The organism is Arthrobacter sp. TmT3-37, assembly GCF_054510835.1.
The window spans coordinates 19,784-45,209 of record NZ_JBTNDU010000019.1 but is presented as its reverse complement, the minus strand read 5'-3'; the positions used below and the strand labels follow the sequence as shown (position 1 = coordinate 45,209).

Annotated in this window: 23 protein-coding genes; 13 read left to right on the top strand and 10 right to left on the bottom strand. The window is 61.9% G+C overall.

Translation table 11 applies throughout. The features are described 5' to 3' along the window. Positions 1-579: 579 nt before the first annotated feature. From ACX80U_RS17255 to ACX80U_RS17245, 3 genes are all read right to left on the bottom strand, one after another. Entirely contained in the window at positions 580-906 is a 327-nt protein-coding gene (locus ACX80U_RS17255; protein WP_459269321.1) for a hypothetical protein, read from the bottom strand. Continuing rightward, entirely contained in the window at positions 906-1,676 is a 771-nt protein-coding gene (locus tag ACX80U_RS17250; RefSeq protein ID WP_459269320.1) for a ParA family protein, read from the bottom strand. The genes ACX80U_RS17255 and ACX80U_RS17250 overlap by 1 nt, the downstream gene beginning before the upstream one ends. Positions 1,677-2,713: 1,037 nt before the next feature. Further along, complete coding sequence (locus tag ACX80U_RS17245; RefSeq protein WP_029212122.1) at positions 2,714-3,775, bottom strand: YeiH family protein; 1,062 nt, start codon at positions 3,773-3,775, stop codon at positions 2,714-2,716. Positions 3,776-3,862: 87 nt separating this feature from the next. Here ACX80U_RS17245 and ACX80U_RS17240 point away from each other — a divergent pair, with 87 nt between their 5' ends. After that, the gene (locus ACX80U_RS17240) at positions 3,863-4,768 is read left to right on the top strand and encodes a LysR family transcriptional regulator (RefSeq protein WP_016996892.1); all 906 of its coding nucleotides are present in this window, start codon (positions 3,863-3,865) and stop codon (positions 4,766-4,768) included. Positions 4,769-4,964: 196 nt separating this feature from the next. Here the strand turns inward: ACX80U_RS17240 and ACX80U_RS17235 are convergent, their stop codons facing one another. The 4 genes from ACX80U_RS17235 to ACX80U_RS17220 form a co-directional block, all read right to left on the bottom strand. Next, entirely contained in the window at positions 4,965-6,815 is a 1,851-nt protein-coding gene (locus ACX80U_RS17235; RefSeq protein WP_459269319.1) for a hypothetical protein, read from the bottom strand. A 530-nt stretch (positions 6,816-7,345) separates the two neighbouring features. Further along, positions 7,346-7,654, bottom strand: coding sequence for a hypothetical protein (locus tag ACX80U_RS17230; RefSeq protein WP_459269318.1), 309 nt, complete (start codon positions 7,652-7,654; stop codon positions 7,346-7,348). Between the two features lie 10 nt (positions 7,655-7,664). Beyond that, the gene (locus ACX80U_RS17225; protein ID WP_459269317.1) at positions 7,665-8,432 is read right to left on the bottom strand and encodes a hypothetical protein; all 768 of its coding nucleotides are present in this window, start codon (positions 8,430-8,432) and stop codon (positions 7,665-7,667) included. Further along, positions 8,429-9,052: a hypothetical protein gene (locus tag ACX80U_RS17220; protein ID WP_459269316.1), complete on the bottom strand. Its 624-nt coding sequence runs from the start codon at positions 9,050-9,052 to the stop codon at positions 8,429-8,431. Before ACX80U_RS17220 ends, ACX80U_RS17225 begins: the two co-directional genes overlap by 4 nt. Before the next feature lie 297 nt (positions 9,053-9,349). Between ACX80U_RS17220 and ACX80U_RS17215 the strand changes: the two genes are divergently transcribed. The 11 genes from ACX80U_RS17215 (at position 9,350) to ACX80U_RS17165 (ending at position 20,925) form a co-directional block, all read left to right on the top strand. Continuing rightward, positions 9,350-10,444 carry a M23 family metallopeptidase gene (locus tag ACX80U_RS17215; protein WP_459269315.1) on the top strand — a complete coding sequence of 365 codons (1,095 nt, stop codon included), beginning with the start codon at positions 9,350-9,352 and terminating at the stop codon, positions 10,442-10,444. 68 nt (positions 10,445-10,512) lie between these two features. Beyond that, positions 10,513-11,010, top strand: coding sequence for a hypothetical protein (locus ACX80U_RS17210; RefSeq protein WP_459269314.1), 498 nt, complete (start codon positions 10,513-10,515; stop codon positions 11,008-11,010). 422 nt (positions 11,011-11,432) lie between these two features. Continuing rightward, positions 11,433-12,368, top strand: a complete 936-nt coding sequence (locus ACX80U_RS17205) for a MinD/ParA family ATP-binding protein (protein WP_459269313.1) — start codon at positions 11,433-11,435, stop codon at positions 12,366-12,368. 107 nt (positions 12,369-12,475) lie between these two features. Then, positions 12,476-12,991 (top strand): hypothetical protein, encoded by a 516-nt coding sequence (locus ACX80U_RS17200; RefSeq protein WP_459269312.1) that lies wholly within the window; start codon positions 12,476-12,478, stop codon positions 12,989-12,991. After that, entirely contained in the window at positions 12,988-13,269 is a 282-nt protein-coding gene (locus ACX80U_RS17195) for a hypothetical protein (protein ID WP_459269311.1), read from the top strand. Before ACX80U_RS17200 ends, ACX80U_RS17195 begins: the two co-directional genes overlap by 4 nt. Before the next feature lie 14 nt (positions 13,270-13,283). After that, entirely contained in the window at positions 13,284-14,009 is a 726-nt protein-coding gene (locus ACX80U_RS17190; RefSeq protein WP_459269310.1) for a hypothetical protein, read from the top strand. A gap of 91 nt (positions 14,010-14,100) precedes the next feature. Next, complete coding sequence (locus tag ACX80U_RS17185; RefSeq protein ID WP_459269309.1) at positions 14,101-15,729, top strand: hypothetical protein; 1,629 nt, start codon at positions 14,101-14,103, stop codon at positions 15,727-15,729. Beyond that, on the top strand, positions 15,726-17,234 hold the full coding sequence (locus tag ACX80U_RS17180; RefSeq protein WP_459269308.1) for an SCO6880 family protein: 1,509 nt from the start codon (positions 15,726-15,728) through the stop codon (positions 17,232-17,234). Before ACX80U_RS17185 ends, ACX80U_RS17180 begins: the two co-directional genes overlap by 4 nt. A 167-nt stretch (positions 17,235-17,401) precedes the next feature. Then, positions 17,402-18,715, top strand: coding sequence for an ATP-binding protein (locus tag ACX80U_RS17175; protein WP_459269307.1), 1,314 nt, complete (start codon positions 17,402-17,404; stop codon positions 18,713-18,715). A 1-nt stretch (position 18,716) separates the two neighbouring features. Then, positions 18,717-20,441, top strand: coding sequence for a type IV secretory system conjugative DNA transfer family protein (locus ACX80U_RS17170; RefSeq protein ID WP_459269306.1), 1,725 nt, complete (start codon positions 18,717-18,719; stop codon positions 20,439-20,441). A 37-nt stretch (positions 20,442-20,478) separates the two neighbouring features. Continuing rightward, positions 20,479-20,925, top strand: a complete 447-nt coding sequence (locus tag ACX80U_RS17165; RefSeq protein WP_459269305.1) for a DUF4913 domain-containing protein — start codon at positions 20,479-20,481, stop codon at positions 20,923-20,925. Between the two features lie 91 nt (positions 20,926-21,016). On the opposite strand, the gene ACX80U_RS17160 is transcribed toward ACX80U_RS17165, so the two are convergent. The 3 genes from ACX80U_RS17160 to ACX80U_RS17150 all read right to left on the bottom strand — a co-directional run bounded on the left by ACX80U_RS17160 (position 21,017) and on the right by ACX80U_RS17150 (position 24,549). Beyond that, positions 21,017-22,507 carry a hypothetical protein gene (locus ACX80U_RS17160; RefSeq protein ID WP_459269304.1) on the bottom strand — a complete coding sequence of 497 codons (1,491 nt, stop codon included), beginning with the start codon at positions 22,505-22,507 and terminating at the stop codon, positions 21,017-21,019. Between the two features lie 78 nt (positions 22,508-22,585). Next, positions 22,586-24,184, bottom strand: a complete 1,599-nt coding sequence (locus tag ACX80U_RS17155) for a relaxase/mobilization nuclease domain-containing protein (RefSeq protein WP_459269303.1) — start codon at positions 24,182-24,184, stop codon at positions 22,586-22,588. Between the two features lie 38 nt (positions 24,185-24,222). Next, complete coding sequence (locus ACX80U_RS17150) at positions 24,223-24,549, bottom strand: MobC family plasmid mobilization relaxosome protein (protein ID WP_459269302.1); 327 nt, start codon at positions 24,547-24,549, stop codon at positions 24,223-24,225. A 567-nt stretch (positions 24,550-25,116) separates the two neighbouring features. On the opposite strand from ACX80U_RS17150, the gene ACX80U_RS17145 reads away from it, so the two are divergent. Beyond that, a complete protein-coding gene (locus ACX80U_RS17145) occupies positions 25,117-25,413 on the top strand; it encodes a hypothetical protein (protein ID WP_459269301.1) in 297 nt (98 codons plus the stop codon). The last annotated feature ends 13 nt before the right edge of the window (positions 25,414-25,426 follow it).

Genomic DNA, 25,426 nt, shown 5'->3' with positions numbered 1-25,426 from the left:
TGCACACACCCACCACGTCACTGACACTCATAACTCACCTCGAGCGAACGGTGGTTATGCACAGCCTGTAGTTAGCCGGTCGGGACTTAGATCGTGAAATCAGATATTAAGTACCCGCTGATTCTTCCCTAGGCAACATTCTCGACCGACGTGAAGGTGGTCGAGACACTTCGGCCCAAGTGGTTAACGGGTAGATATTGGGGTATTCCGCGTCTCATCTGTTCACTGCGCGAGCGAGCCACGCGAACACGACCGCCATTGTCAACAGTCCCAGCACGTAAGGAACGATACTGCCGAGCTGCGCCGGGTACAGCACCGCGCAGATCACCAGGATCACCACGGCGAGCACGGCATCTATGACAGCGGCCGAGGCGAAAAACCCTCGCAACGATCGCAATGCAGAAGCGAGTTACGCATATCGCTCCTTAGTCGTAGAAGGTTTGCCCGGAAAATAATGGGTCGGACGTACTAGCCGGGGTTTAGGCACGGTACTTCTCCTCGGCGAAGGAAGGACGATGTGTCGGTGAGCCACCACAGCCTCAATAAAAGGTGGTGATGATCTAGAGCGTCGGAGCGTTGCTACTGGTCGCGCTTTGCGAGCCGGTCGCGTATGGCTTCGTCGAGGAAGCTGACGATGGTGAGGTCATCATCAGCGTCGATGTAGGCGTCCATTTCCTCCCGGAGGTTCATTTCAATCTTGCTGGAGAACGGCAGCAGGATGCGCTTGGGGCGTCGTGGCGCACGTACCGGTGTCGCTTCCGCTTCCGGGCGCGTGGCCTCAACCTGAGTTGCGGGCTCGGGGGGTTCAACCACTGAGGGAGTCCCCTGCGTGGCGGGCGGCAAGGTGTCAATGACGTCACCGCGTGGGGCTTTGCTGAGTGGTGTGGATTTCCGGTCGACTGCCATTACTTTCCTCCGTCGATGGTGCGGGCAAGGGCGACGAACTTTTCTGTCATCACCGTTCCTCCGGTGGTCTTGATCTTGGTAAGTGGGGCGTGTGAGCTGACGGAGTCTTGCATGGCGGTCCTAGTCGGTAGGTAGGGCTCGAGGACCTGGTCTCCGAAAGCATCACGCAGCTGTTGGATCTGGAAGGAGTGCTCCCCTGTCAGGGGGGCACTCGTCTTGTTGACGATGAATCCGGCCAGTTGAAGGTCGGGGTTCAGGTGAGGCAAGGACTGCACCTTAGTGATGGTTTCAACGAACTCTGCGACCCCTCGAACAGAAAACGCAGTGGGTTCGGTGACCACAAGAACTCGGTCTGCCCAGATAAGGCCGTTCAGAGTCAGTCGGCCGAGAGCTGGGGGTAGGTCGATCAGGACGTGATCGTATGCCTCCAGCTCGGGCGCGTTCCATGCTGCGGTTTTGAGCCGCATCTCGGGAGTCATAATGCTTTCTGACTCCATGCGGGCTAGGTCCTCCACGCTAGGAACCACGTCGATGCCGCTCCATGCCGAGGGTGTTATGGCTTGACCCAGAGTGCCGGCCTCTCCCCCGTGCAGCACATCGAAGATGTTGAAATCACCATTTGCTTCCAGTGCCACGGTTGCATCAGCTTGCGGGTCGAGGTCGATGACCAGGACCTTCCGGCCAAGTAACGCCAGGCCAGTCGCAAGTCCGAGAGTGACTGAGGTTTTCCCGACTCCGCCCTTGCGGTTACCAATCGCGGTGACTCTCATGGTGCCTCCTAAGTTGGACTGGTATCTGTACGTCTGTCTGTCTGTCTGGACAGGCGTACAGACGTCTGTCTGTCTGTCTTTTCTATAACCACCCTAATGTTGCACCGTAGTCCTGTCCATACGTCTGTCTGTTCATACGTCTGTCTGTCTGTCTGTCTGGACAGACAGACGGACAGACAAATCGGAGTATTGGCACAATAGCGGCGGCACTAGGCTGACGGCATGGTTGTGACAGGTGTTATCCGCGGGGATGAGCTGGATCGGGTGAGTGGCGAGGGCCCGGACTACGAAGCTGCGAAGGCGGAGATGGTGTCTCGTGTGCCGGAGGGGTATGCACTTCTCGCAATCTACGCGGGGGAGCACTTCCCGAAGGATTAGCCTCGGTGTGACAGCGGCCGTCGATAAGCTGGGGAGCAGGAGCGGCCCGCACTTTCCCCCATAGGTGCAAGCTGTTTCTTCTGCCTGTAGGTGTACGTCCCGGCCCGGCTGGGCGGAGGCTGTGCACGTCCACCGAAAGCTCGAGATGAGCTATGAGTGTCAGTGACGTGGTGGGGGTGTGCAGGCGGACCATTGGTTCCTGCTGTCCAGATGTGTGCGGGTCAAGCAGCGAAGCGAGGGAGCTTGAGCCGTGCCCATGTGTGCAGGAGGCTCGGTAGCAAGTTACTTCTGACCCGGTTCCCGAGCTTTCCTTTGCGAGGATCGCCTGCTGCGTATGAGGGACACGGCGTAGACACTGAATCCAGCGCCGAGGCCGCTGTACACACCGCCTGAGGTGATCCCTAGAACGTTGATGAGGAACGCCCCGACGAGGACCAGGAATACGGCATACAGACCGAGCGAGAGCGAGACGGGCATCCTGTTCTTCATGGGGTGGCTTGTGAAAAAGTGAATTATCCGACGCTAAGGTTTTGCCTGGCGCCGTAGCGGCCTGTATTTGCCGGGTTTGATGTGGTTGGCGCGGGGCCAGGTGTAGTCGCCGGTGAGGTTGATGTGTTCCCATCCCAGGGGTGATAATGACGCCCTGGTGCTGGCCATGTTCAGCCTGCGAAGGTGACTCCGCAGTAGGCGATCGTTGCGACGAGAACGGTGGAGAGTGCGGCTAGGGCGAAGGGCTTGAGGCCCACCTTGACGAGGTTCCGAACCTTGACGCCGCAGCCGAGTCCGAACATCGCTGCAGCCAGCAGTCCTGTCTGCAGCAGCCCACCGGCCATCAGCACGGTGCCCGGCAGAGGGATGAAGGAACGCACGAACACCATCGCGATGAACCCGATGATGAACAGCGGGACGACGGGCGGCAGCTTCGAATGCGACATCTGTTGACCGGGTTCGCCTGCCGTACGGCTGAGACGGCGCTGCCGGATGCTAAGGATGGCCACGACAGGGGCGAGCAGCAGCACTCGGGCGAGTTTGACGATGACCGCGACCGTGAGCGCTCCGCCACCGATGATGCCTCCAGCGGCGACGACTTGCGCGATTTCATGGATGGAACCCCCTGCCCACATCCCGGCCGTCTCGGAGCCCAGGCCAAGCAGGTCCGTGATCAGTGGGACGAGGGGAATCATCAGCGTTCCGAAGATCACCACGAGGGCGACCGCGGTGATGGTGTCTTCCTCGGCCTCGTCGTCCGGATCGGTGACCCCTGCCGCGCCCGCCACGGCTGCCGCGCCGCAGATGGAGAATCCGCAGGCGATTAGCAGCGAGAGCCCGGATGGAACCCGTAGCAGCTTCCCCAGGAGAACGGTGCCGAACAGTCCGCCGGCGACAATGCACACGATGACGACCAGCATCGGGGCTCCGAGTTCGAGGATGTCTGTCAGTACCAGTTGGAGTCCGAGGAAGACGATGCCGGCGCGCAGGAGCTTTTTCGCGGAGAAGTCTATGCCGTCGGAGGCTGCCGCTGGCAGCCGGACGACGTTGGCCAGGAGTACGCCAAGCACGATCGCGATAATGAGCGGGCTGACTCCCGGCAGCAGCAGGCTGACCCCGTACGATGCTCCGGCCGCGGCGAGGCAGAGGACAAGCCCGGGCAGCAGCGCGCGGACTCGGGCAAGCAGCGTGTGTTCCGGTCGGGCGGTCGCAACGTCCTGGGCATGGGTCATGCATCCATCATTTCCTCGGACCGCTCGTGCGAGTAGAGGCAGATACCGTCCGCCATACAAGTTATGCTTGTGCTTGGGAGGCGGAAGATGCGCAACGGGCCGGACTTGGAGGCACTGCGAGCCTTGGCGCTCGTCGTGAAGGAAAGCAGCATGTCGGCGGCAAGCACGCAGTTGGGCGTGAGTCAGCAGGCGGTGTCTCTGCGCATCCGGAAACTGGAAAAAGATTTGCGCGTGCGACTCCTGGTGCGTTCTGCACGGGGTTCGCGATTGACTCCGGCGGGCGAGCTGATTGTCGGCTGGGGAACAACGCTGCTGACGGCGGCCGATGAGTTCTCGGATGCTGTCGATTCGCTCCGCACGGATCGCGGGAAGATGATGCGCATCGCCGCGAGCCTCACGATCGCAGAACACCTCCTACCGGAATGGATCGCCCGGTGGCGCATCTCTCACGGCGATGACGGCCCGGTCGTTCAGCTCACAGCCGCCAACAGCAGCACGGTCGTCGAGGCCATACGCGAGGGAACCGCAGACCTCGGGCTCATCGAGACCCCTGTCGTTCCCGCCGGCCTCCGGTCAGTCACTGTTGCTTACGACACCATCGAAGTCGTTGTGCAGCACGGTCACCGGTGGGCGAAGACCCGCCAGGTGTCCGTTCGTGAACTGGCGGCCACTGGGTTGGTGCTCCGCGAGACCGGCAGCGGCACCCGACGAGCGCTCGAGAACGCCCTCGCCGTGGCGGGCTTTCCACTCGCAGCCGAGCCCGCAGCCGTGCTGACGACCACGCTCGGCGTTCGCAGCGCGATTATGGCCGGCATCGCCCCCGGCGCGCTGAGCTCCCTCGCAGTGTCCGAGGACACCCGTGCCGGCCGACTCGTCCGAGTTCGGATCAACAATCTCCAGATCACCCGCCCGCTCACCGCCATCTGGGCGGGGACGGCTCCGCCGCCTCATGTACGGGACTTCCTGGATGTCATCGCCCGAACTGACCGGTAACGATCGTTCGCAAGACGCCCGCGGGAACTGGCTCCACCTCCTGGGGATCGCAGGGGCCTAGGTGTAACCGTTGCCGTGTTCTCGCCTATGTGCTGCGTTCCTCCGTTTCTGATACGGCCTAGTCCCTCCGACGCTTAAAAAGCGCTTAGCGTCGGGTATTTCACTTTTTCACAAGCCACCCCTTCATCGCCTCAGACTAGGCGGCATGCCACAACAAGCGTTGATGCTCATCCTCGTCCTCGAGGGGTGGAAACCAGTATTCGTCAGCCTCTGCGTCGTACAGCTCGTGCTCCTCGAGCTGCGGCGTTAGGTAGCGGTCGAGCCATGCGTGCCATGCAGCGCGTTGCTTCCGGTACCGGGTGATCTGTTCCTCCCGGTCCTCCGTCGCGCCGAGCCTGTTGGCAAGGTTCTGCAAGTTGGTGGTGGCCACGATTTCCCAGCGGCCGTGGTGCCGGCGGATCATGTGCAGCGACTCCATGCGCGTGAGCGCGTCGGTGAGTGCTGTGCGTGAGATGCCGGTGGAGCGGATGAGGTCCGCGGTGGTAGGGGAGCGGCGGTCGCGTTCGATTGCTTCGTAGGCAAGGGCTGCAACATCCCCGAGGACCCGGAAGACGGGCCGGATGGCGTGGATTTTGCCCTTTCGCCAGGTCAGGTCGCGGGCCAGCTGTTCGAACTGAGGTGGTAGCTGCACGAGGTAGCTGTCGGCATTGCGTCCGCGTCCCCGGTCGATGCGGGTGAGGACGCCCGCTGATGTGGCTTCCAGGTGGGGGAGGAGGCGGGCGATGGTGTCGTGGTTCTTACCGAGGGCCACGGCGAAGGTGCGGCATCCAACGTCGAGGACGTTGGTCTGGTTGGTCCGCATGTAGGCGAAGACTGACCGGAGGAGGAACCGAAGGCTGATTGCTGCTCGGCCTTCCTCCTTCAGCTTGTGGTCGAGGACGGCGTAGAGGACGTTCTCCAGGTCGTTCACGAGCTGATGGATGGAGTGCTGTCCCAGCGTGAATTCCTGCTGATTGCTGGCTTTGGTGCTGCCCCCCGTGGGTTGAGTAGGGCTTGTGTCGTATTTACGGGCATACCTTTCCCGTCCCTGCTGGCTGGAGGGTTTCGCTGCGATCCAGCTCTGTGCCTTGGCCCACTCGACCGGCAGGAGCCGGTCGGCCTTGGTCGCGTAGAGGGAGGCGAGGCCGGCGTACTGGCCAGCCATTGCGATCCGTACCTGGTCGGCGGTCCAGCCGCAGGCGGCGAAGTGGTTCAGGACCGCCATGCGTGCCTCTGAGGGTGAGGCATACCGGGTGGTGTCGTACAGGCCGGTACGGGCCACCGTCCGCAGGGGCGAATCGTGACGGACTGCCGGGAGGTTCGTGGGCGCACCGGGGGTGCGTGTGCGTGCGAGGGTGCGCCGTCGTGCTTGCTCGAGGCGGTACAGCTCCGGGGCCAGTGCCTTGCGCAGCGCGGCAAGGGCCGTGGCGGGGTTGCGGCGGGTGAGGATGCCGTAGGCGTCCGTGAGCGGCGTGATGAGTCGTTGGTGGCCGCCGGTCTTGTGTGCAGATCCTGGGACGCGGATGCAGCCGTGGACGATGTTCTGGTGCGGGCTCGGATCAAGGCTCGGTGCCCGCAGGGTGAGGGCTTCGACCAGCTGGCGTGCCTCGGCCGCCGGGATCGCTTCACGCAGAGGGACGTACAGGTGGCGGCCGCCGCTGGGGGACTCGTCCTCGACGTAGGTCAGACCGGCTCCGGTCAGGAGTACCCCGAGCTGTACGGCGTCATCAAGCACCACGGCGTGCCGGGCTTTAGAGGTGTCTAGGTCAAGGCACAGGGTTCGCACGGACCCGTCGACGTCGTGGAGCAGGACGGCGGCCGGGGAGGTGGGTAGGGCCCCGGTGATACGCGGGGGAGTAGTAGGCCTCGGGTACTCGAAGCGGTCACCGATCCAGCGTCCGACCCGGTACACGGGCTGGCCCGCGATCAGGGGAGCCAGGGCCCACGCAGCAGCGTGGGAGGTATCACGGCGTGGCGTGACAAACGGTTCTGGAGGTGCTGTCAGCACTCAGGTACACTTTCACTCGTAGGTAGATACACCGAAGGGTGTGTTGGTCTGAGCGATTCACCCGGAGCCGCCAAGCATTGGGGTGGAACGCTTCTAGAATTGAATATGAGTTGGACCCGCTTAGGCGGGTCCTCTCGTTTTAACTGGCCTTGTTGATAGGCAGGGCCTCCTGGCCGGGAAGACTATTGAGGTCGATGGAGTCCAAGTGCTCGGCAACGAGCGGAGTGAGGTAGTCCACGAAGTCGACACCAGTGGTCTGCTTGATCGCTTGAAGCTTCGCAGTCCGTACCGGGTCCAACTTCACTAGAAAGCTGTGGCGTGGCCCTTTGTGAGGCCGACCCCTGCGCTCTACCTTCTTAGGCTCCATACTGGCTGACTCTACTTTTTGGTTATCAAAATAGCCATCATGGGAGGACCTGCGGGCGTGTCGCCGTGGTGAGATGAGTGTGGCGTGCATGAGGCTCCTTAACGACCGGAGGGCTGTACCAATATAGTACAGTCCTTCGATCGTCGTTGATTAGAACGCCCTGTTAACCCTTCCAGGCCCACTGGATCAGTGTCTTCTTCGCGTTCTCCTCGTGCACGGGGTAGGTCGTCGAAGTCAGAGCTTCCTTGAACAGGGTCCGGACTGACCGCGCTGTACGGAAATACTGGCCGTGCTTGTCGATCCTGCGAGGTGAGACACCGAGGTAGCGAGCAGCTTCTTTGCGCTTCATGCCAGCGTCGATGCAGACTTTCACAGCGCGGAAGATGACTGCGTAAGCGGCCTCGTTTTCGAGGTTAGCTTTGGTCAGGATGCGCTCCACAGCACGCTTCGCCTCGGGCGGTGTTGGGTTCACGTTCCGCTCCTTAATCAATGGATAGGTCAACGGTGAGCATTTTGCTGGGCAGTTTGCGGCGACGGGAGAAGGCAAATAGCGCGAGGCCGAGGGCCACACATGCGGTTGAGGCGTAGGAGACGATCATGAACCATAGGAACGCTCCGGGACCTAGTGGAAGTTCCAGCGGGAAGTACATGAGAGCTCGCACGACGGAGAGTATGAACCCGAAAGCGATGAGTGCCGATCCCAGCCGTCCGATGAACAATGGGTGGTGACGGGCGTCCTTGATGATGGGGATGATCAGCGGCGTCACGATGTAGGCGACGTAGGCGAGCATGATCCAGGTGTTGATTTGCACCGGGAATTGGTCGGCATAGGCCTCAAGCTGCGGTGAAGGATCAGGCGCGTCTGCGAGGAACGTTGTCACAAAGAGCCCAAGGGCGGCTGTGCCGATTGCGATTGAGCCTCGTGTGCCGATGTACCACCGCAGCGCTGACGTCGCGTTGTAGGCGAAGCTGAGGTGTTCACCGAGCAGTGCTACGGCGAACAGGGCAAGACACTTGGAAATGATGTCGGCTCCGTTGGGGAGAGACAAAAAGCTCTCGACCCACATGTAGACCGCCGGCACCAAGAGCACATAGGACGAGGTGAGCAGCAGGCCCATCAGTGCGACGCGACCGCCACGCCGGAACAGGAACAGTGCGCCATCAGGGCTTCCTGCGGTGAAGCGTCTGAAGGTGAGGCTACCGAGCAGAATCAGCATGATGCTGACGGGAACTACGTATAGATCATTCATCCAAGGATCTCCGTTAGCTTCTCTGCGTAATCCAACGCTTCCTTGCGCTGTCGTTGACGGCGCTGGAGTAGTTGAATTCGTTGTCGAATGAGTTCGATGAGGTCGTCGTCAGATACCTCAAGTAGTGCGTCTTCCCTCGCCCGTATATGCCAGCCACCCTCAAGGGGAGTAAGCAGCCCTGTTACTACAAGTCCGCTCGTCATGGAGCCACCTGTGATCCTGCCCGCTGTGACGGCTTGGGCTGGGCCCAGTTTGTTTTCGGTGAGTTGTGCGTACACGTAGGTCAGTGACGTGTTTGTTAGTTCTGCTACCTGGTGGCGGACCTCGCCGGTGTCGATCGCGTCGATCCATGCACGGTGGGAACCGTCGTAGGGGAAGTCGATCAGGGTGAACTCTCTGCGAAGCTCACGCGGAAACTTCTTCTGAGACGAGCGGTGTTGCAGCTCTGCCATGAGGTCGAGGTGGTGAACCTGACTGAGCAGTTCTATTGCGGAGGGTTGACGGGGTCGCGTGTCGATGTCCTCGTATCCCGCGAAGGCGGCAAGCCCCCGAACGGGGTCGATGCCCGACGCCCGCGCGATGGCCACCACGACAGCTTCGGGTACATTCCCCCGTTTCATCTGATTAGTCAGTGTGACCCGATGAAATCCGCTGATCCGACTGAGTTGGCTTGGCGAGGTCGTGAGGCCGCACCCCTCCAACCAGTCTCTGAATGCGGGGGCTGAGACCGGCACGGCGCTCCCTTCGATAGGACGACTGCGCGAACCAGCCGAGAACAAGTAGCGATTGTATAGAAAACCGCTGTAAGCTACTTTACAAAGGATTGGTACAGGTTCGATCCTTCTCTAGCCCGATTTTAGCCGGGCTGCCTACAGATCGCTCTCGTGACTGGGTGCACGCGAGCAAGGAGCAACGTAATGGATGAGTCGAAGGGCAACGGTCTCCTCGCCGTTGTTGGCGCGCTCTTCCTGATACCAGTGCTGATCGTTCTGCTGCTAGTTGTCGCTGTCACCGGAGCCCCATCTGCCAATGGACTCTGTGCGGTTCCTGGTGTCACTGGTGACGCGAGCACCGTTCAGGGGTCGGTGGCGGGATTCTCTGGTGTGCAGTTGGAGAACGCCGCCGAGATTATGGGGGCTGCAACTGATGTGGGGTTGCCGGTAGCGGCGCAGATCCTCGGCGTTCAGACAGCCATTGGTGAGTCCACCCTCGAGGTACTTGAGTACGGAGACCTTGCTGGTCCTGACTCGCGTGGTCTGTTCCAGCAGCGCGACAACGGCGCTTGGGGCTCTCTCGCGGACCGCTTGAACCCGCGCATCAGTGCTACGAACTTCTTCAAGGGCTTGCAGCGCGTCGAGGGCTGGGAAGCTCTTGAGCCGAGCATCGCCATCCACCGCGTGCAGCGCAACGACAACCCCAACCACTACACCCAGTTCCGCAGCGCAGCCACAGAGGTCGTCAAGGCTCTCGCTGGCGGCGAAATTGAGGGCATCGACTCGACGGGAGCATGCCCGGCCGCGAGCAATGCCGTGGTCGGAGAGTTGGCGGGCAAGTGGGTTAACCCTCTGCCCGGCTCGATCGTCACGAGCGGTTACGGTCCGCGTCAGGCCCCTGCGGGAACCGCAGGCGGCGCCCTCGCCAACTTCCACTATGGGCTCGACCTGTCCTCGACCACGGCGGCAGTGGGCGGCGTCGTTGTCGCTGCAACTGACTTGAAGATCACCATTGCTCGCGAAGGCGACGGGCAGTTCGGTACACGCGTCAACGGGACCACTCTCGACGGCAAACTAACCCTGGGCTACTACCACCTCGCCGCAGGGACCTTGAAGGTCAAGGTCGGGGACACCGTGGCAGCAGGAACGCCATTGGCGAATGAGGGCGGCACTGGGAACGTCTCCGGCACTCACCTTCACCTGGAGTTCTTCACGGGCACCCCGAACGAACCATCCATCCCGACCAACCCGACGGTGGACCCAGAACCGATCCTTCGCAGCAAGGGAGTAGTCCTCTGATGCCTTCACGCACCTGTACACCAGTCGCTTCTACTCGGCGTATTGCCGCGCTCGGTGGAGTTGCAAGCATGCTTCTGCTCACCGGCTGCTCATTGTTCACCTCTACGGAATCCGCCGATGTCGAGACCACCGAGACTGGTCCCGCCGCGTCGGAGGAGACCCACCACCACGCCGATGGTCACGTTCATGACGAGTTCTATGAGGGCATCCCTGACGTGACCTGGTCGCCGCAAACCGATGTGGAAGTTAACAAGGTGGCCACCGAAGTCATCAATCTATTTGCCCGCCCTGGTGTCCCTGAGCGGCGCTGGTTCACCGACTTGGTGCCGTACCTGTCCGAGGACTACGCCGAGGACGCTCAATACATCGATCCCGCCAATGTGCGCGTCACAGACGTGCTCTCCGGCCCGGTCCTGGTGCGGGAGCAAGGTAATCCGCTCACGGTGGCCGCCGAGTTCTCCACTGACGCAGGCCCCTGGTCGGTCCTCCTCCACCGTGTGGGGCAAGACGACCCGTGGCTGGTCGAGGCAATCCAACCCACCGATGCACTCACCCCCACCCCATGAATCAGCACGACAAGGAAGAGGTACGAACTGTGGCCATCGATAAGACTCTCGTTCAAGCAGCACCGATCATCAGTGCCACCATCAACGCCGACAACACCGGTGTTCTCAGCATCGACACCCGGGAGGAAACCTTCCACGGCTCGGATTTGGATGACCTGCGCGGCCTCCTCATCAACCGAGTGATCGAAGAAGCGCGGACGCAGGGGCGTCCGGTTCGGGTCAGCACCATGGACGAATCCGGCCTGATGGGTCTTGTCGTATCTCCAAGGGGAGAGGTCGAACCCGAGGAACTTCCGGTATCCGCGGTGGCGGAGCCAGGAGTTCCAACATCCATTTCGCTCCAGTCTGCTTCCGCCCGCGTCACGACTGCAGCACGCGCCACACCGGTATCCGTGATGGAACAGGAGTCTGCTGTGGAGGTTATGCCGACGCGTCGCACCTCGATGCCGTCGTTCGTGGACCGGCCCGATACGGCGTCGCCCGCGCAGCTCGGAGTGCGTGGCCTGCTCAACCAGTTCGGCCTCAAACTTGCCCCCTCGAGGGATGAGCTGGCGCAGCGCGAGGACGAGAAAGTCGTCTCTCAGCACTGGGCCGGTCCCCGGACGATCACCGTCCTAAACCCTAAGGGCGGGGCAGGGAAAACCCCGACGGTCATCTGCCTCTCGGCGGTGTTCGCCCGACTCGGCGGGTCCGGGGTACTCGCCTGGGACAACAACAACTCCCTCGGCTCTCTCGGCTGGCGGACCTTCGACGCCGGCCACGGAGCAACGGTGGTCGACCTCCTCGGGCAGACGGACTACTTCATGACAGCCGACGCCCGCGCAGGTGACTTGGCGTCCTACGTCCACCACCAGCCTGCGGACCAGTACGACGTGCTCCGCTCCGATGACCGTTCCGGGGCCAAGAAGCGCCACGAAGTCACCGGTACCGAGGTCCACCGTTTGTACGCGGTGGCCGCGAAGTATTACCGGCTGATCGTGAAGGACTCCGGGAACACTGAGCGCGGGGACAACTGGGAGGCGATGATCAGCCACACCGATCAGGTAGTGATCCCGGTGAAGTCCGTCGACGACGCCGCCGAGGGTGCGTCCAGGATTCTCAGCGCATTGCGGTCCGGGGACGACCACGCGCAGGCGTTGGCGGACCGGGCGGTAGTGATCATCTTGGGCTGCACGCCCGCACATGGGAAGGCGAAGCTGGACAAGCTGGCTGACGAGTTCCGCCCGTTCGTGAAGGCTGTCGCCACGGTGCCGTATGACCCGTCCCTGGTCGAGGGCCGTATCCGCTACTCGGCCATGCTCCCGCGCACCCGGCGTGCTTGGCTGCGGGCCGCCGCCCTGATCGCGGAGGAACTGTGATCGTGACTGGGCATGAAACAAACCCCTGGCTCCGTGCAGGACGAACGCCCGCATCGGTAGCGACTGCACCACCTCTCAACGACTCTGCACCGGCTTCCATCACCGAGATGGAGGAGGAACAGCAGAGCGTCGACGAGGTGGAAGGTACCTCGAGTGAGCCGTCTGAAGAGGTAGCCGTGCCACAACGGACAGGTGCGGTGTTCCTCTCCGCACACGGAGGGGCTGGGGCGACGATGTGGTCGTCGGCGTTTACAGGCCACGACGGTGGGCTAGTGACCATGTGGGAACGCGACACCACTCCCGGTGACGGCGTTGTCCTGGTCCTGCGCAGCACCGTGGACGGTATTGCGGCCGCAAAGCAGGCTATTGGCCGTCACGGCAAAGACTCCTTCACCTGCGTCCTTGCTATCGCAGCTGCTCCTGGTAGAGAGCCGCGATTGATCCACGACGAGCTGAAGGTTCTCGCCGGTGCCGTAACCGTGGTGCGCGTTCCCTGGATTCAGACACTGATCCTTCGGCGGTCCGCGCTCGTCACCTCGAAAGATATCCCCGCAAAAGACTTCACCAAGATCATGGCCGCGCTCATCAAAGCCGGCGTCACCCTCAAAGGAGAAACGAAATGAACCAGGTCTCACTCTTCAACCAGATCACCGTGCCGTTCGAGGCCGCACCTCTGCCGCAGGGTGTGCAGGACGGCTTGGACACCGTCACCTTGTGGACCCAGGTCATCGGTGGTTCGATCGCCGTCATCGGCCTGATGGTCCTCGCCATTGGTCTGTTCTTCGCTCACCGAGGTAACAGCGGAGCGGAGTTCATGGGCAAGGTCGGGTGGTGGGCTGCTGGTGCGATGCTGTTTGGCCTCGCCGCAGTAATCGCCCCGATCTTCCTCGGCCTGGGCTGATAGGTCAGAGACACATGAGTGAAACACCAGAGAACGAACCGATCACTGAGCGTGAGCGATCAGGCACTCGAATGAGCCTGTGGGTTTCCCTGGCAGTGGTTGCTGTCGTGGCAATCATTGCTGTCTTTCTCGTTCTGAATCCCGTCGAGGACAACACCGCTCCTTCGGCAGTAGGCCAGGAAGGAACAGAGCCCTCGACCGATTCAGAGCGTTGTGATGTGCCTGTAGGAGACACCTCGTCTATGCCGGAAATGCCCGAGGACCTGCGGTGGGAAGCAGCGAATGGCTGGACTTGGCCCGTGTCGGACACCTACGGACCCGTACAAGATGACAACGGCTACGGAGTATGTTTCTCCCGCTCACCACTGGGTGCCGCACTCATGGGTGTCAGCTTGATCGCGGAGGGAAACACCGGCGTCCAACTGGAAGCTGTGGAGCTTTACGTCGCGGAATCTCCGGGTAAAGAGGTCTACCGCAAGACGCTTACCGGCGCGGCACCACAGGAGGACCCTGCAGTGTTCTCAGGATTCATCGTCGACTCTTTCAGTCCCGACGAGGCCCAGATAACTCTCGTTGTGTCGGTCCCGGGAAGCCCCACAGGATACGCAGGGATTCCAGAGACCTTCCGCTGGGTTGACGGCGACTGGAAGCTCAAAGTGCTCGACAACGGCTCGATCTTCCAAGGACAACCCACCACCCCTGCCACAGGCACTTTCATTTCATGGGGTGAGACCAATTAATTGCTACGGTCCCCTCGGCGTAGTCGGCTGTGCAGGAGGAATCGTCGCTGGTAACGCCGTCGACACCGCTATCGACTCGGGCGCCAACACCATGGGTGAAGCGATGATGGGCGGCTGGGACAGCCTGATGAAGGAGTTCCTCACGTCATGGCTCAACGTCGGCCTCCTGGTCAGCCTTGAAGGCGATTCCGTGACGTGGCTGACGGATCAACTGCAGAACCTCAGCGTCTTCTTCGCGATTATCGGCATCATGATTGCCGGTCTGTGGACGATGATGCATTTCCGGGGCGACCAGGCGATGAAGGTGGCCAAATCCCTGATGACGGTCATGCTCGTCACCACCCTCGGTACCGCTCTCGTCCAGGTGGCAATTCGCGCAGGAGACGCTTTCTCGGACTGGGTTCTCGCCAGTGCCGGAGTCACGGTCGAAGGAGTCGGGAACCTCGCTACTGCTGGGGCCACCGTCGCAACGATGGGTCCCGGTCTTGCCATCCTTGCCGGACTGTTCGGCATCATCGCGACCGCGATCCAGTGGATGATCATGCTCGTCCGGGCAACAGTTCTCCCACTCATGGTTGCCGTCTGGCCCTTGGCGGCAGGCGCATCAATGATCAACGGGAGCGAGCAAGCCTTCTCCAAGCTCACGAAGTGGATGGTCGCATTCATCCTCTACAAGCCGGTCGCCGCCGTTGTGTATGCGTTCGCCTGGCGGTTGAAGTCCGGAGACGAAGGACTCGGCGGGGTGCTGAACGGCCTCCTGCTCCTGGTCCTGGCGATCGTCGCTCTCCCTGCCCTGATGCGTCTGATTTCCCCCGGCAGTTCAGTCTTGGGTGGGGCAGCCGGAGGGTCCTTGGCACTTGCGGGAGGGGCCGCGGTAGGCGCTGCAGCAGTATCAGCGGGAACGGCGATCATGACCGGTGGCGGAAGCGCCGCCGCTTCGACAGCTGGTGGTACCGCTTCAACAGCGGCCAAAACGGCCTCTGTTACGTCCGGTGGCACTACGGGAGGTCCCGGCGGCGGAGGAGGGAACCCTGGTGGCGGTGGCGGTGGCGGTGGCGGTGGCGGTGGCTTGGGTACCGGAAGTGGCGGTGGGGATGCCACAGCGGGTGGCACGTCGAAGACACCTTCCACTTTGGACGGCGGCTCGGGTACGCCCTTGGCACCTTCTGGGGGCACGGATCTTCCCGGGGATGCTTCCGATCAGGGCTCTGAGTCCGCGTCGACCGCACCTGGTACTTCTGGAGTCTCCGATGCTGTCGGTGGCACCGGTGGTACCTCCCAAGGCGGTGCGAGCTCGGCGTTCACCGAAAGCTCTCCCGCAGCTGAAGGAACATCAACAGCTTCAGACGGTCCCGTCGCCGGTGCTTCTGCAGCCGGTAGCGAGACGCCCGCCGCGCAGGGAACTCCGGTCACCGACGGGGCGTCGCCAAGCGCCGGAGGCACAGCGTCTACCGCACAGGGATCCCCTGTCGCGGACAGTGCACCTTCTACCGGTGGCGGCGGAGCATCTACAGCTCAGGGAACTCCAGCCGCTGATGGCACGGCTCCTCGATCTGGTAGCGATACATCCCCGGCGCAGGGCCCTGCGCCGGCACCGAGGAATACGAGCAGCAACAAGTCCAAGGGCGGGGCAGCCGCGCGTGCGGCCGCTGAACGGTTGGGACATTCCGTTGCTGACGGAGCCAAAGACATTAATGGAGAGGGCGTGATGGGCGGATGAGTACCCCTGTTGAGCAGGAGAAGTTCGGCAACTGGCTTCGGCCAGCAGCACCTGGCATGTTCGGGATGAGCTTGGGCGGTGTAATCGTTGCCGGACTGGGAATGGTGCTCGTCCTCTTGTCTTTGCTGCGTGGCGCTTTCGTTCTCGCGTTCATAGTGCTGGTCGTTGCGGTGATCATCGAGGTGGTATTCCTTCTGAAGTTCACCGGCGGGATGTCACTCGCGGAGAAGATCACCGACCGGATTTCCCTACGTGGACGCCACAAGCGTGGTGAGACCTTCTATGTCACTGGGGCACTATCGACCCTGCCCCGCGAGCACGCCCAGCGGCTGCCGGGTGTCCTGGTCAACGTGGACACACTGTCGGGCACAGATGGATTGGGCCGGGAGTACAGCCTGTTGCACCACAAGTCGGTGAAGCAGGTTGCCGCCGTGTTCGGGTGCTCACCCGACGGTGCTGCCATGCAGGAACAGGCCACGATCAACAGCCAGGTTTCCCACTTCGGGGGGTGGATCTCCTCCCTCAGCGTCGAGTCCGGTCTGTCCGGGGCGACGATCGTCGTGGATTCGGCATCCGAGTCCTCGGCAGGGCTGTGCCAAGCTGCGCGTGAAGATGTGGCACCGAACGCCCCGGCATTCGCCAAACACGTCCTCGACCAAGCAGCCGGCACGCTACCGGCTCGCACTTCGGTCCTGAACGTGTACGCAACCTTGATATGGGATGTGGCAGGGCTCGGGGCGACACCGGATAACCTCTCACCTGCGGTCGCTGAGATTGCCGCTCGTCTTCCGAGTCACTCGCAGATGCTCGGCAGTGCCGGTGCTGGGGCTCCGCGTCCTCTTATCGAGAAGGACTTGGCTGAGGTTGCACAGCTGGCCTACCAGCCATGGCGTGATCAGGAGCTGGCCCTGGACTCGTTGACCGGGATGAGCATGGTCCGTTCCTGGGATCAGGCGGGACCGGAGTTCTTCGATGACTCCCAAGGCCGTGTGGTGTTCCACGATGGGGTGGCGTCGATGACACTGATGATGACTGTTCCTCCGGAATCTCAGATCACTGCCCGGTCCTTCGACCGATTGTTCGGACCGAATCCGAAATTCCTGCGTAAGCGGGTCGCGGTCTTCTACCGCCCTATTGATCCAGGCTCTGCTGCTAAGACGGTGAACCGTCTGGTACGCACCGCTGACTGGAACATCAACACTCGCAAGGGCCGCCCCACCTCGTTCGATCAGAAGGCCAAGGCCGTCGCGGAGAAGACAGAGGAAGAGCTGTCCCAAGGTGCCCGGTTGTCCATGTTCTCCCTCATGGTCACAGTGACCTTCGAGGCCAACGAGACAGCGCACCGTGAGGCGCTGAACCAGGTGAAGTCACTGATGAGTCAGCTGCTGATGCCCTACCGGTTCGTGGAGCACGCTGGCTCGGCCGCATTCCACACCACGCTGCCGTTCGGTGTGCTGCCGTGGAAGTACAGCAACAAGCCGTTGTGGCTGGAAGGGGTCATCTGATGAAGTCCGTGCGCACCTCACGCGGTCTCACCGGTTTCGGGGGTGGCCGGTGGGGGAAAATTCCTCAACCACCCCAGTGGTACACCACCTCGTCTCAGTTGCCCGGGGTATACCCGTTCGCTGCCGGAACCTCCCGCCCCAACCGGGGGGTACCCCTCGGACGGGACATGAACGTCGGCACAGCAGTTTTCGGGGACCCGAAGACCTGGTACGACGACGGCCTGATTTCTGCTCCGGCAATGATGCTTTTCGGGCTCAACGGCAACGGTAAGTCTTCTTTCGCGCAGCGCATGATGTACGGCCTGTGTGCCCGAGGCATTGCGCCGGCGATCTTCGACCCAATCAAGAACGAGCACGGCGAGGCCGTGGAGGCGATGGGTGGGGACGTCATCAGGATCGGCCCCGACAGCCTGCAGAAGATCAACCTGCTCGATCTTGGCGCGTTGGGGGACGCTGCAAGGAAGCTCGGCGGAACCCTCGGTGCGGAAATGCGTCAGCAAGCCGTCGCGAAGGTCATCGACCTGGTGGCCCTCGTCGTACAGATCAGTCGTGGCCGGCCTCTGGAGGACAGCGAGGACGCAGCCCTAGCCGAACTGATTCGCTCGGTGTTGAGGCGCATCGACAGTCCGTGGATGGGTGACCTGCTCGAGGCATTCAAGAGCCCGCCACCGGAAGTTCTCGCGGCCACGGTCTGTGATGACGCTCAGCAGTTCCATGAGGAATACCGGGCGCTTCAGCGATCCCTGAACGCCATGATGACCGGCTCGATGGGTGCCCTGGTCGGGAACAAGGACAGCCTCCGCCTAGAAATCGGGAACCCTGGAGGATTCTGCTTCGATACGTCCTCCATCCCGGCCTCCAACACCAAGCTCCTCTCCGCGGCCATGCTCGCGACGTGGACAATCGGCTTCAGCACGATCGACGCCCACTACGAACTCTCCCGACATGACCCCTCGATCTACTGGGGTGGGTACCTGGCTGTGCAGGACGAGTTCTGGTATCCCATGCGGGCGTGCGAAGGCATCATCGACCGCGCCGACCGGCTCGGGCGCACCAACCGGGTACTGGGAATCACCGAAGTCAAGATCACTCACTCCCCCAAGGATTTCCTGTCCCTGCCTAACGAGAAGGATCGAAACACGGCAAAGGGCTTCACCGAACGCAGCCCCCTCTTGGGTTTGATGGCACTGTCTCGATCCGACCTGCATGATCTGAGCGAGATCCAGCCGTTGAACGCCAAAGAAATCGACACGGTGGCCAGCTTCAACGCACCTCCCTCGTGGAAACCGGACCTCGACGCACGAGGGAACCGGCTTCCTCCTCCCGGTGCCGGGAAGATCCTGCTCAAAGTCCCCGGCCGAGTCGGTCTTGCAGTGCAGACCTCGCTGACCACCATTGAGCGCGACAAGCACATCGCTGATGAGCGCAGTAACACCGCAGCACGCCCTCGTAAGACTTTCGTACCGGAAGAAGCAGCCTGAGATGAGCGCACCGAACCGCAAAGGCAATCAGGACAACGCACAGACCATCGCGATCTTCGTCATCATCGGGCTGGTCCTCACCGGCCTGACCGGAATGTGGGTCGCCATCCACGCCGGATCACGCTTAGCCGGTCTCCCGAAACCTCCGTCCAACCTCCGGGACCTGATCCAGGGACTGATCCGTGCAGAGATTCCCTGGCCCGTTCAGGCCACGATCGTCGCCGTGATGATGGGTGTTCTGGTGGTGACGGCCGCTATCACCGTTCTCGTCGCACTTCTGAAAAAGTCCGCACAAAAGGCCCGGGTCGATAAGGCCGCACGGTACCTCGGCAAGGGCAAATCCATCCGCGCGTACACCGAGCAGGGAGCCAAAGCCACCGCGCAGCGCCTCGGCGTCACCCACAGCCACGGGATCATCGTCGGTACGGTCATCTCCACGAAGCAGACCTACTACCAGCCCTGGGAAGACCTGAGTCTGGATATTTGGGGACCCCGCACGGGTAAATCAACGTCGAGGATCATCCCGGCAATCCTCGACGCACCCGGGGCTGTCGTATCGACGTCGAACAAGCGCGACGTCGTGGACTCCACCCGTGGTGTCCGTGAGACCGCAGCCCCCGTGTGGGTGTTCGATCCGCAGAAAATTGCGCAAGAGGAGCCGACCTGGTGGTGGAACCCTCTGAGCTACGTCACCGACGAAGACCGGGCGGCACGTTTGACCTCCCACTTCGCCACCGCCTCCAGGGCACCAGGCTCCCGCCCTGACGCCTACTTCGACCCCAAAGCAGAAGACCTGCTGTCCTCACTGTTCCTCGCAGCGGCCCTCGATGGTCGCCCCATTACCGACGTGTACGTGTGGGTCACCGAACAGGTCAACCGTGCGCCGATCAACATTCTGGAGGATCACGACTACCTGCTGCAGGCCGCCGGCCTCAAATCCACCATCGATCTGGCAGACAAACAGCGTGACGGAATTTTCGGCACTGCCGAAAAAATGGTCCAGTGCTTGAAGAACCGCAACACCCTGCGCTGGGTCACACCCTCCAAGGGCGAAACCGTGGCCACCGATACCCGGAAGCACTTCGACCCACACGCTTTCGCTACTTCGCAAGAAACCCTGTACCTACTGTCCAAGGAAGGTGTCGGCACCGCCGCCCCGCTGACGACGGCGCTGACCGTAGCGGTCGCTGAAGCCCTGGAAGAACGCGCCGAGCGCATGGGTGGCCGGTTGAAGGTACCGGCCCTCTTCGCGCTGGACGAGCTCGCGAACGTGGTGAAGTGGGCTGGCCTACCGGATCAGTTCAGCCACTACGGATCTCGCGGGATCATCGTCATGGCCATCCTCCAGTCCTGGTCCCAGGGCGTAGAGCTGTGGGGGGAAGCGAACATGCGCAAAATCTGGTCGGCGGCGAACATCAAGGTCTACGGCGGCGGTGTCGCAGAAGAAGGATTCCTGCGTGCCCTGTCCGACCTGATCGGGGACTACTCGTACAACAGCGTGTCCCAGTCCACCGGTAAGAGCGGTAAGAGCCGCTCGAGGCAGGAGGGAAAGGAGCGCATCTTCGACGTCTCCAACCTCGCGGAGCTCGATCGCGGCCGTGCCCTGGTCCTGGCCTCCGGTGCCCCCGCAACGCTGTTGCAGACCCGCCCCTGGTACACCGGCCCGCACAAGGAAGCAGTCCAGGCATCCTTGGCGAAATACGAACCCGCGCGCATAGACGCATGATGAGCGGCGATACAGCGTGAAGGCACAAGGAGGACCCGTGGTGAACGATGTAGACCCTTTCGGGGGCGCACAAACCTTGGGGGATACGGGCCCCGCGGTCAGCAGCTCCCCGAAGGACGCAGAGGACAAACCATCGACTATCTACGGCTCGGCGGAAGAGTTTCTGCATGACTGGTTGTTGCCCTGCTACGTCCGTGACATCGGAGGTAAGAGACAGACCTGGTGTCCGCGCTGGTTCATGCACCCCGAAGCTGTCAGCCGGATCACGGCGATGTGGTTGGCGTGGGAGAACCTACGCCTCGAGGGAGCCACAGGTATGAGTGTGTACTGGATCAATCACGCTGATCCCAATATGCGGTTGCTGATGAGCCTCGACGGACCGTTCTACAACTGCATCGGCGGGCACCGCCCACCCCCTCCGATGCCATACGAGCTGGCACCCACCGGATGGTTCCCTGATACACGCCTCGACCACTCCGAGTAACCACCGAGAGGTAACGAAAATCGACCAACGGATCTGATCCGTTGGTCGATTTCTTTGTACGCAGTGAACCGCAGCGCTTTAGCTCATACCTCTACCGTGTGGGTCCTCCTTTGGAGGATTCACGCCCCACTCCAATGGTTGGCCGCTTCGCCGGCTGGGCGCGAAGAGTTGGGGCCGAACGAACAGCTTCCCGCGGGTGACGTCCTTGATCCGCTGCAGCGATGAGCCTTCCCTTAATCTCCTCTGGCGTGCCGGTACCTTCGAGCTTCTTCGCGAACGCTGCTATGTGCTCCACCGACCCGTACTTGACCACTGGGGTGCCATCAGTCGATGTACCGGAACTCTCCGCTCCGGTGGGACCATACTGGTCTTTGAGCACCTCCTTCTCAATGTCGTGACCAAGGGTCTCGATGTGGGCGAACAATTCCTTCTCGCTGGCTTCGTATCGAGCTTCCAGAGCGTTGTCCTTACTCTCGAATCCACCTTCCGCAAGGACACGCGCCTCATGCCATTCCCTGGCCGCTTCGACGAAGCCGGCATCCTGGAACAAGCTCTCGTCGGTGCCGGAGTAGTTGCTGCTGATTTCCTCGCGCAACTGCTCGATGGTCGGGCCCTGCAACCCGTCCTCATTGAGGAGGTGAACACGCTCGGCTACCAAACGATCAGCATCGATCCGCACGTCGGCTTCGGTAGCCGAACGCGCTGCTTGAAGGGCATCCAGGAGCTTCGGATCTGTCATGTACTCCTGGGGCACCTGGAGGCGTTCCTGTTCTCCTCGTAGGTCCTCGGCTTGGCGAAGCATCTCGGCCCGTTGCGCGGCAGCAATGAGAGTCATTGCTTCGGTATTCTTTCTGACCTGCTCCGCCGACGGGCCACCAAGACGCTGCACCCACAGCACATCGCGGAGGTAAGCGGTATCACCCTGGATGTCGTCGGTGTCGACGCCGTAGCGGGTCTTCACCTCGTCCCGGATCAGCGTGGAAGCTTCCAAGGCCACGACGTCGCGGTCCTTCCACACTTCCGCCGCTTGGTAGGCGTTACTCACCTGATCAGGCGAGGCGTTGTCCCACCACTGGGCGTCCGTGGTCGAGGCCAGTGTTGCCCGCATCGCCTCCCTGTCGGAAACCTTTTCCTCGGTTTGCTTTACCAGCTCATCGAGAGCAGGCCCGCCCCGCTGTTTCATGAGCACAGCATCATGGAGGTAGGCGAGATCGCCCTGCAGGTCGTCGGTGTCGATGCCGTAGCGGCTCTTCACCTCCTTCTGAATTCGTGCAGACGCCTCCAACGCCATCGGGTCATGGTTCTTCCAGGACTCGGCCGCCTGATATGCGTCCGCCACCTGGTGAACCGATGCCTTGTCCCACCACTCAGGTTCTTTCACCGGTGCTACGACCGCCTGCATCGCGGCCCTGTTCGTGGCCATCATCTGCTGGTACTCCTGGCTGGCTTGCTCGCCACGCAGCCGCTCCCGCCGTTGTATCTCCTGCAGAGCACGGGCTAACCGTTCTGCGATTTGACCGCCGACCGCGAGCAACTGTCGCAAGCCGCGCTCTACCGAATCGTCGATGCCTTCTTCACTCACCGGGTACTTCCCCTCTGATCAATACGTACTCGTCGATGATGCTGGTGCTTACGTCTCGTTTGATCCCTGATGACGATGTCATCGCCCGTAGCCACGATCCGGTTTGGAAACAGTCGGTACAGGTGCTGGTTGCACCTTGTTGGGCACCACGGCGCCTCTGCGCGGTAGGGCGATACCGGTGTTGGCGATCTGCACTGGGGTCAGTGGTCCGGTTGTTCTTCCTGCTGCCATCACTGGCTGTACCGGACGGGCGACAGTGTGTTCTCGCAGGCGGGTGTAGAGGGGCTGTATGTCGTTCATCATGACTGCGTGGAGAGTCTGGGTTTCCCGGACACGCTGGAACTCCTTGTGCATGTCGAACAGGGCCCGCGTGGTGCGCATGAGCTGGAGCATCAGCGCGGTGTACGCCGCTGTCTTGCTCTCACTGCCGGCGGCGAGGACGAGCATCGCCGCTCCCGTCATCGATGGCATCGGAACGGGCTTGGTGTGCTGCCGGTAGTCGCGCAGCTGCGCTGTTTTGGACAACTCATCTGCGGCGGCCGCCAACGGCCCGGGCGTCGCCTCGGTGCGGCGCGACCACGCCGCGAAGACACCGCTCGTGTCGTGTGCAGCTTTAGCCCACGTCGCGTGGTCGGTCACCGGGATGGACTGCAACCGTTCCGCGTATTCCTTCGCCTGGGCGGTGTACTTCTCCCACAGCTCAGGTGTCGGGGTGACAGTCGTCGGTGCCTTCGTGGGACGACGGTTCCGTGCTGCCGCGTTCCACTCAGCGGCTGCTTCGGTCGCGCCTTCCGGGGTGTCAGCCCAGTGGGTGCGGAGCTGTCCCAGGCCGAGGTCGCTGGCGAGTTTCCCACCCCCGTACCAAATCGGACGCTCACTACTTCCGTCGCCACCGCGTGCGGGTCGTTCGGCGACGGAGTAGCCGATGATGACGTCGGTGGTGCCCTTCTCGTAGCGCGGGCGCATGAGCAACCCGGACGCTCGACCAGCGCGGATGAAATCGGCTTCCGTACTCGTGCTGGCCGCTGCTGCTCGGACCTTCCGGGAAAGAGACGCCCGGTACATTTCGCGTTCGTTGCGTGCCGCGGTCTGCGGTTCGGCGCGGTCGAAGCCGCGTTGCACGTGGACGCTGGATAGCTCCTCGAGGCCGTGGGTTTTCTCCAACTGGCGGCAGGTCTGCTGTGCCCGCTTGTAGTCCCCGTGCGTGGACGCTTTCGTCCCGTCCTCACGCACCAGCGACACCGCGATATGGATGTGGTGGTTCCCGCCGGTGCTCACACCGTGGTTGATCGCCGCCCACCGGCACTGCGCTTTACCAGAGGCTTCGGTGAAGCCCATTGCGTCCACGAACTCGTTCGCAATGTCGCCCCACTCCTGATCGGTCAGCTCACGCTCACCTGCACGCAGACTCAACGAGCAGTGCCACACGTCGGCCTGCTTGTACCCGTGGTCGACCTTCTCCTTGAGCTTCGCGTCCCAGCGCAGGTCCTTCTGCCGAACCTCGACACCGTACTTCTTATGGGGTTCATCGAGGTGCTTGGCGATCGCCAGAGCATCGTCACGATCCAGGACCCCGTTGTCGTGCCAGGCCATGATCGCCGCGTCTCCGGCGACCAGGTGCGGGTCACTGTGGACGTTCTGCGTCTTGTCCGCATCCGTGGACGTCAGATACACCATCAGCCCGCTCATCCGGGACCCACGAGTGATGTTCGGGATCACGGATTGATCCCGTCAATGGTCTTCTCAATGCGCACAGCGACCTGACGCACATACGCCAGGGCAGCCTTCGCATCCCGCGGGAACGCATCCCCCGCGTTGGCGTGCCGGGCGATCTGGTTCACGTTGTTCGACACCCTTGCCAGAAGAGTGTGCATCGCCATCAGTTCAGCAATGACAGCACGTCGTTCCGTTGGTGTCTCCACCGTCTCCGACGTCGCCGCTGACACCAACAGGCGGGGCACCGTCACGCCCTCACGCGCTGCACGCGTCAACAGCATCGCTTCTTCCTCAGCGGTGACCCACACCTCGCGCTTCTTCTTCATCCCCGCCGGCACATTCTCCCGCCGACGACGACCCAAACTCCTCCGGCGCGGAGCAGGGTCAGTGGTCGCATCTGATCCGGGTGATGACACCAACTCATCCACGACAACCACCACCTCTCCGACGCTTCTCACAGGCCCAGCGCAGCGACCCCGGAACCGGGGACCACACTCCCAGTGTGCCGCACTCGCCACGCAGTGTCGAGGACGAAAGCCAGTTATGCATGCATAACTGTATAGCTTGCTCTACTCATACGCCATTGTGGTCTTTCGAGCGGTTAGACCGGTCTCACGAGCGTGACGATTCATTGGACGCTTCGCGGTTCTCAATGTTTCGGAGCGGCTGCGCCGTTCCGTTTCGGCTCGTGAGCGTACTGGCCGTCCTTCTCTCGGCAAGTCTCCAAGCCCGGCTTTCGCGGCATATCCTCGCTCCGCTCCGGTATTCCACGACCGGCCCTTCCAACTGGCCGATTCACTTCACGGCCGAGTAGTCAGAAGCATGCCGAAAGGAACGGTGATGAGGGGTGTGTCCACTTCCCGTGGGACTGCCAAAAGATTAAGCTTTGGTACATGACGATCAATATGCAGGACATCGAGGCGCAAGCCCGGAAGATGCTCAACTCACGTGTCACATCAGTGACCGAACTTGTCGAAACCCGACAGCGGGTAACCGACCTGCAGGCACAGCTCGCTGATGCTGAGCGAGAGGACAAAAAGGCATACGTCAGAGCGACGAAAGACGGATGGACGGAGGACGAGTTGAAAAAACTTGGTCTCGATAATGCCGCCTCGAACCGCCGACGTAGCTCACGTAAGACGGCATCGACCAACGACAATCCTGCGCAGTCAGCTCCTACTGAGTCCTGAACGCACTGAGGGC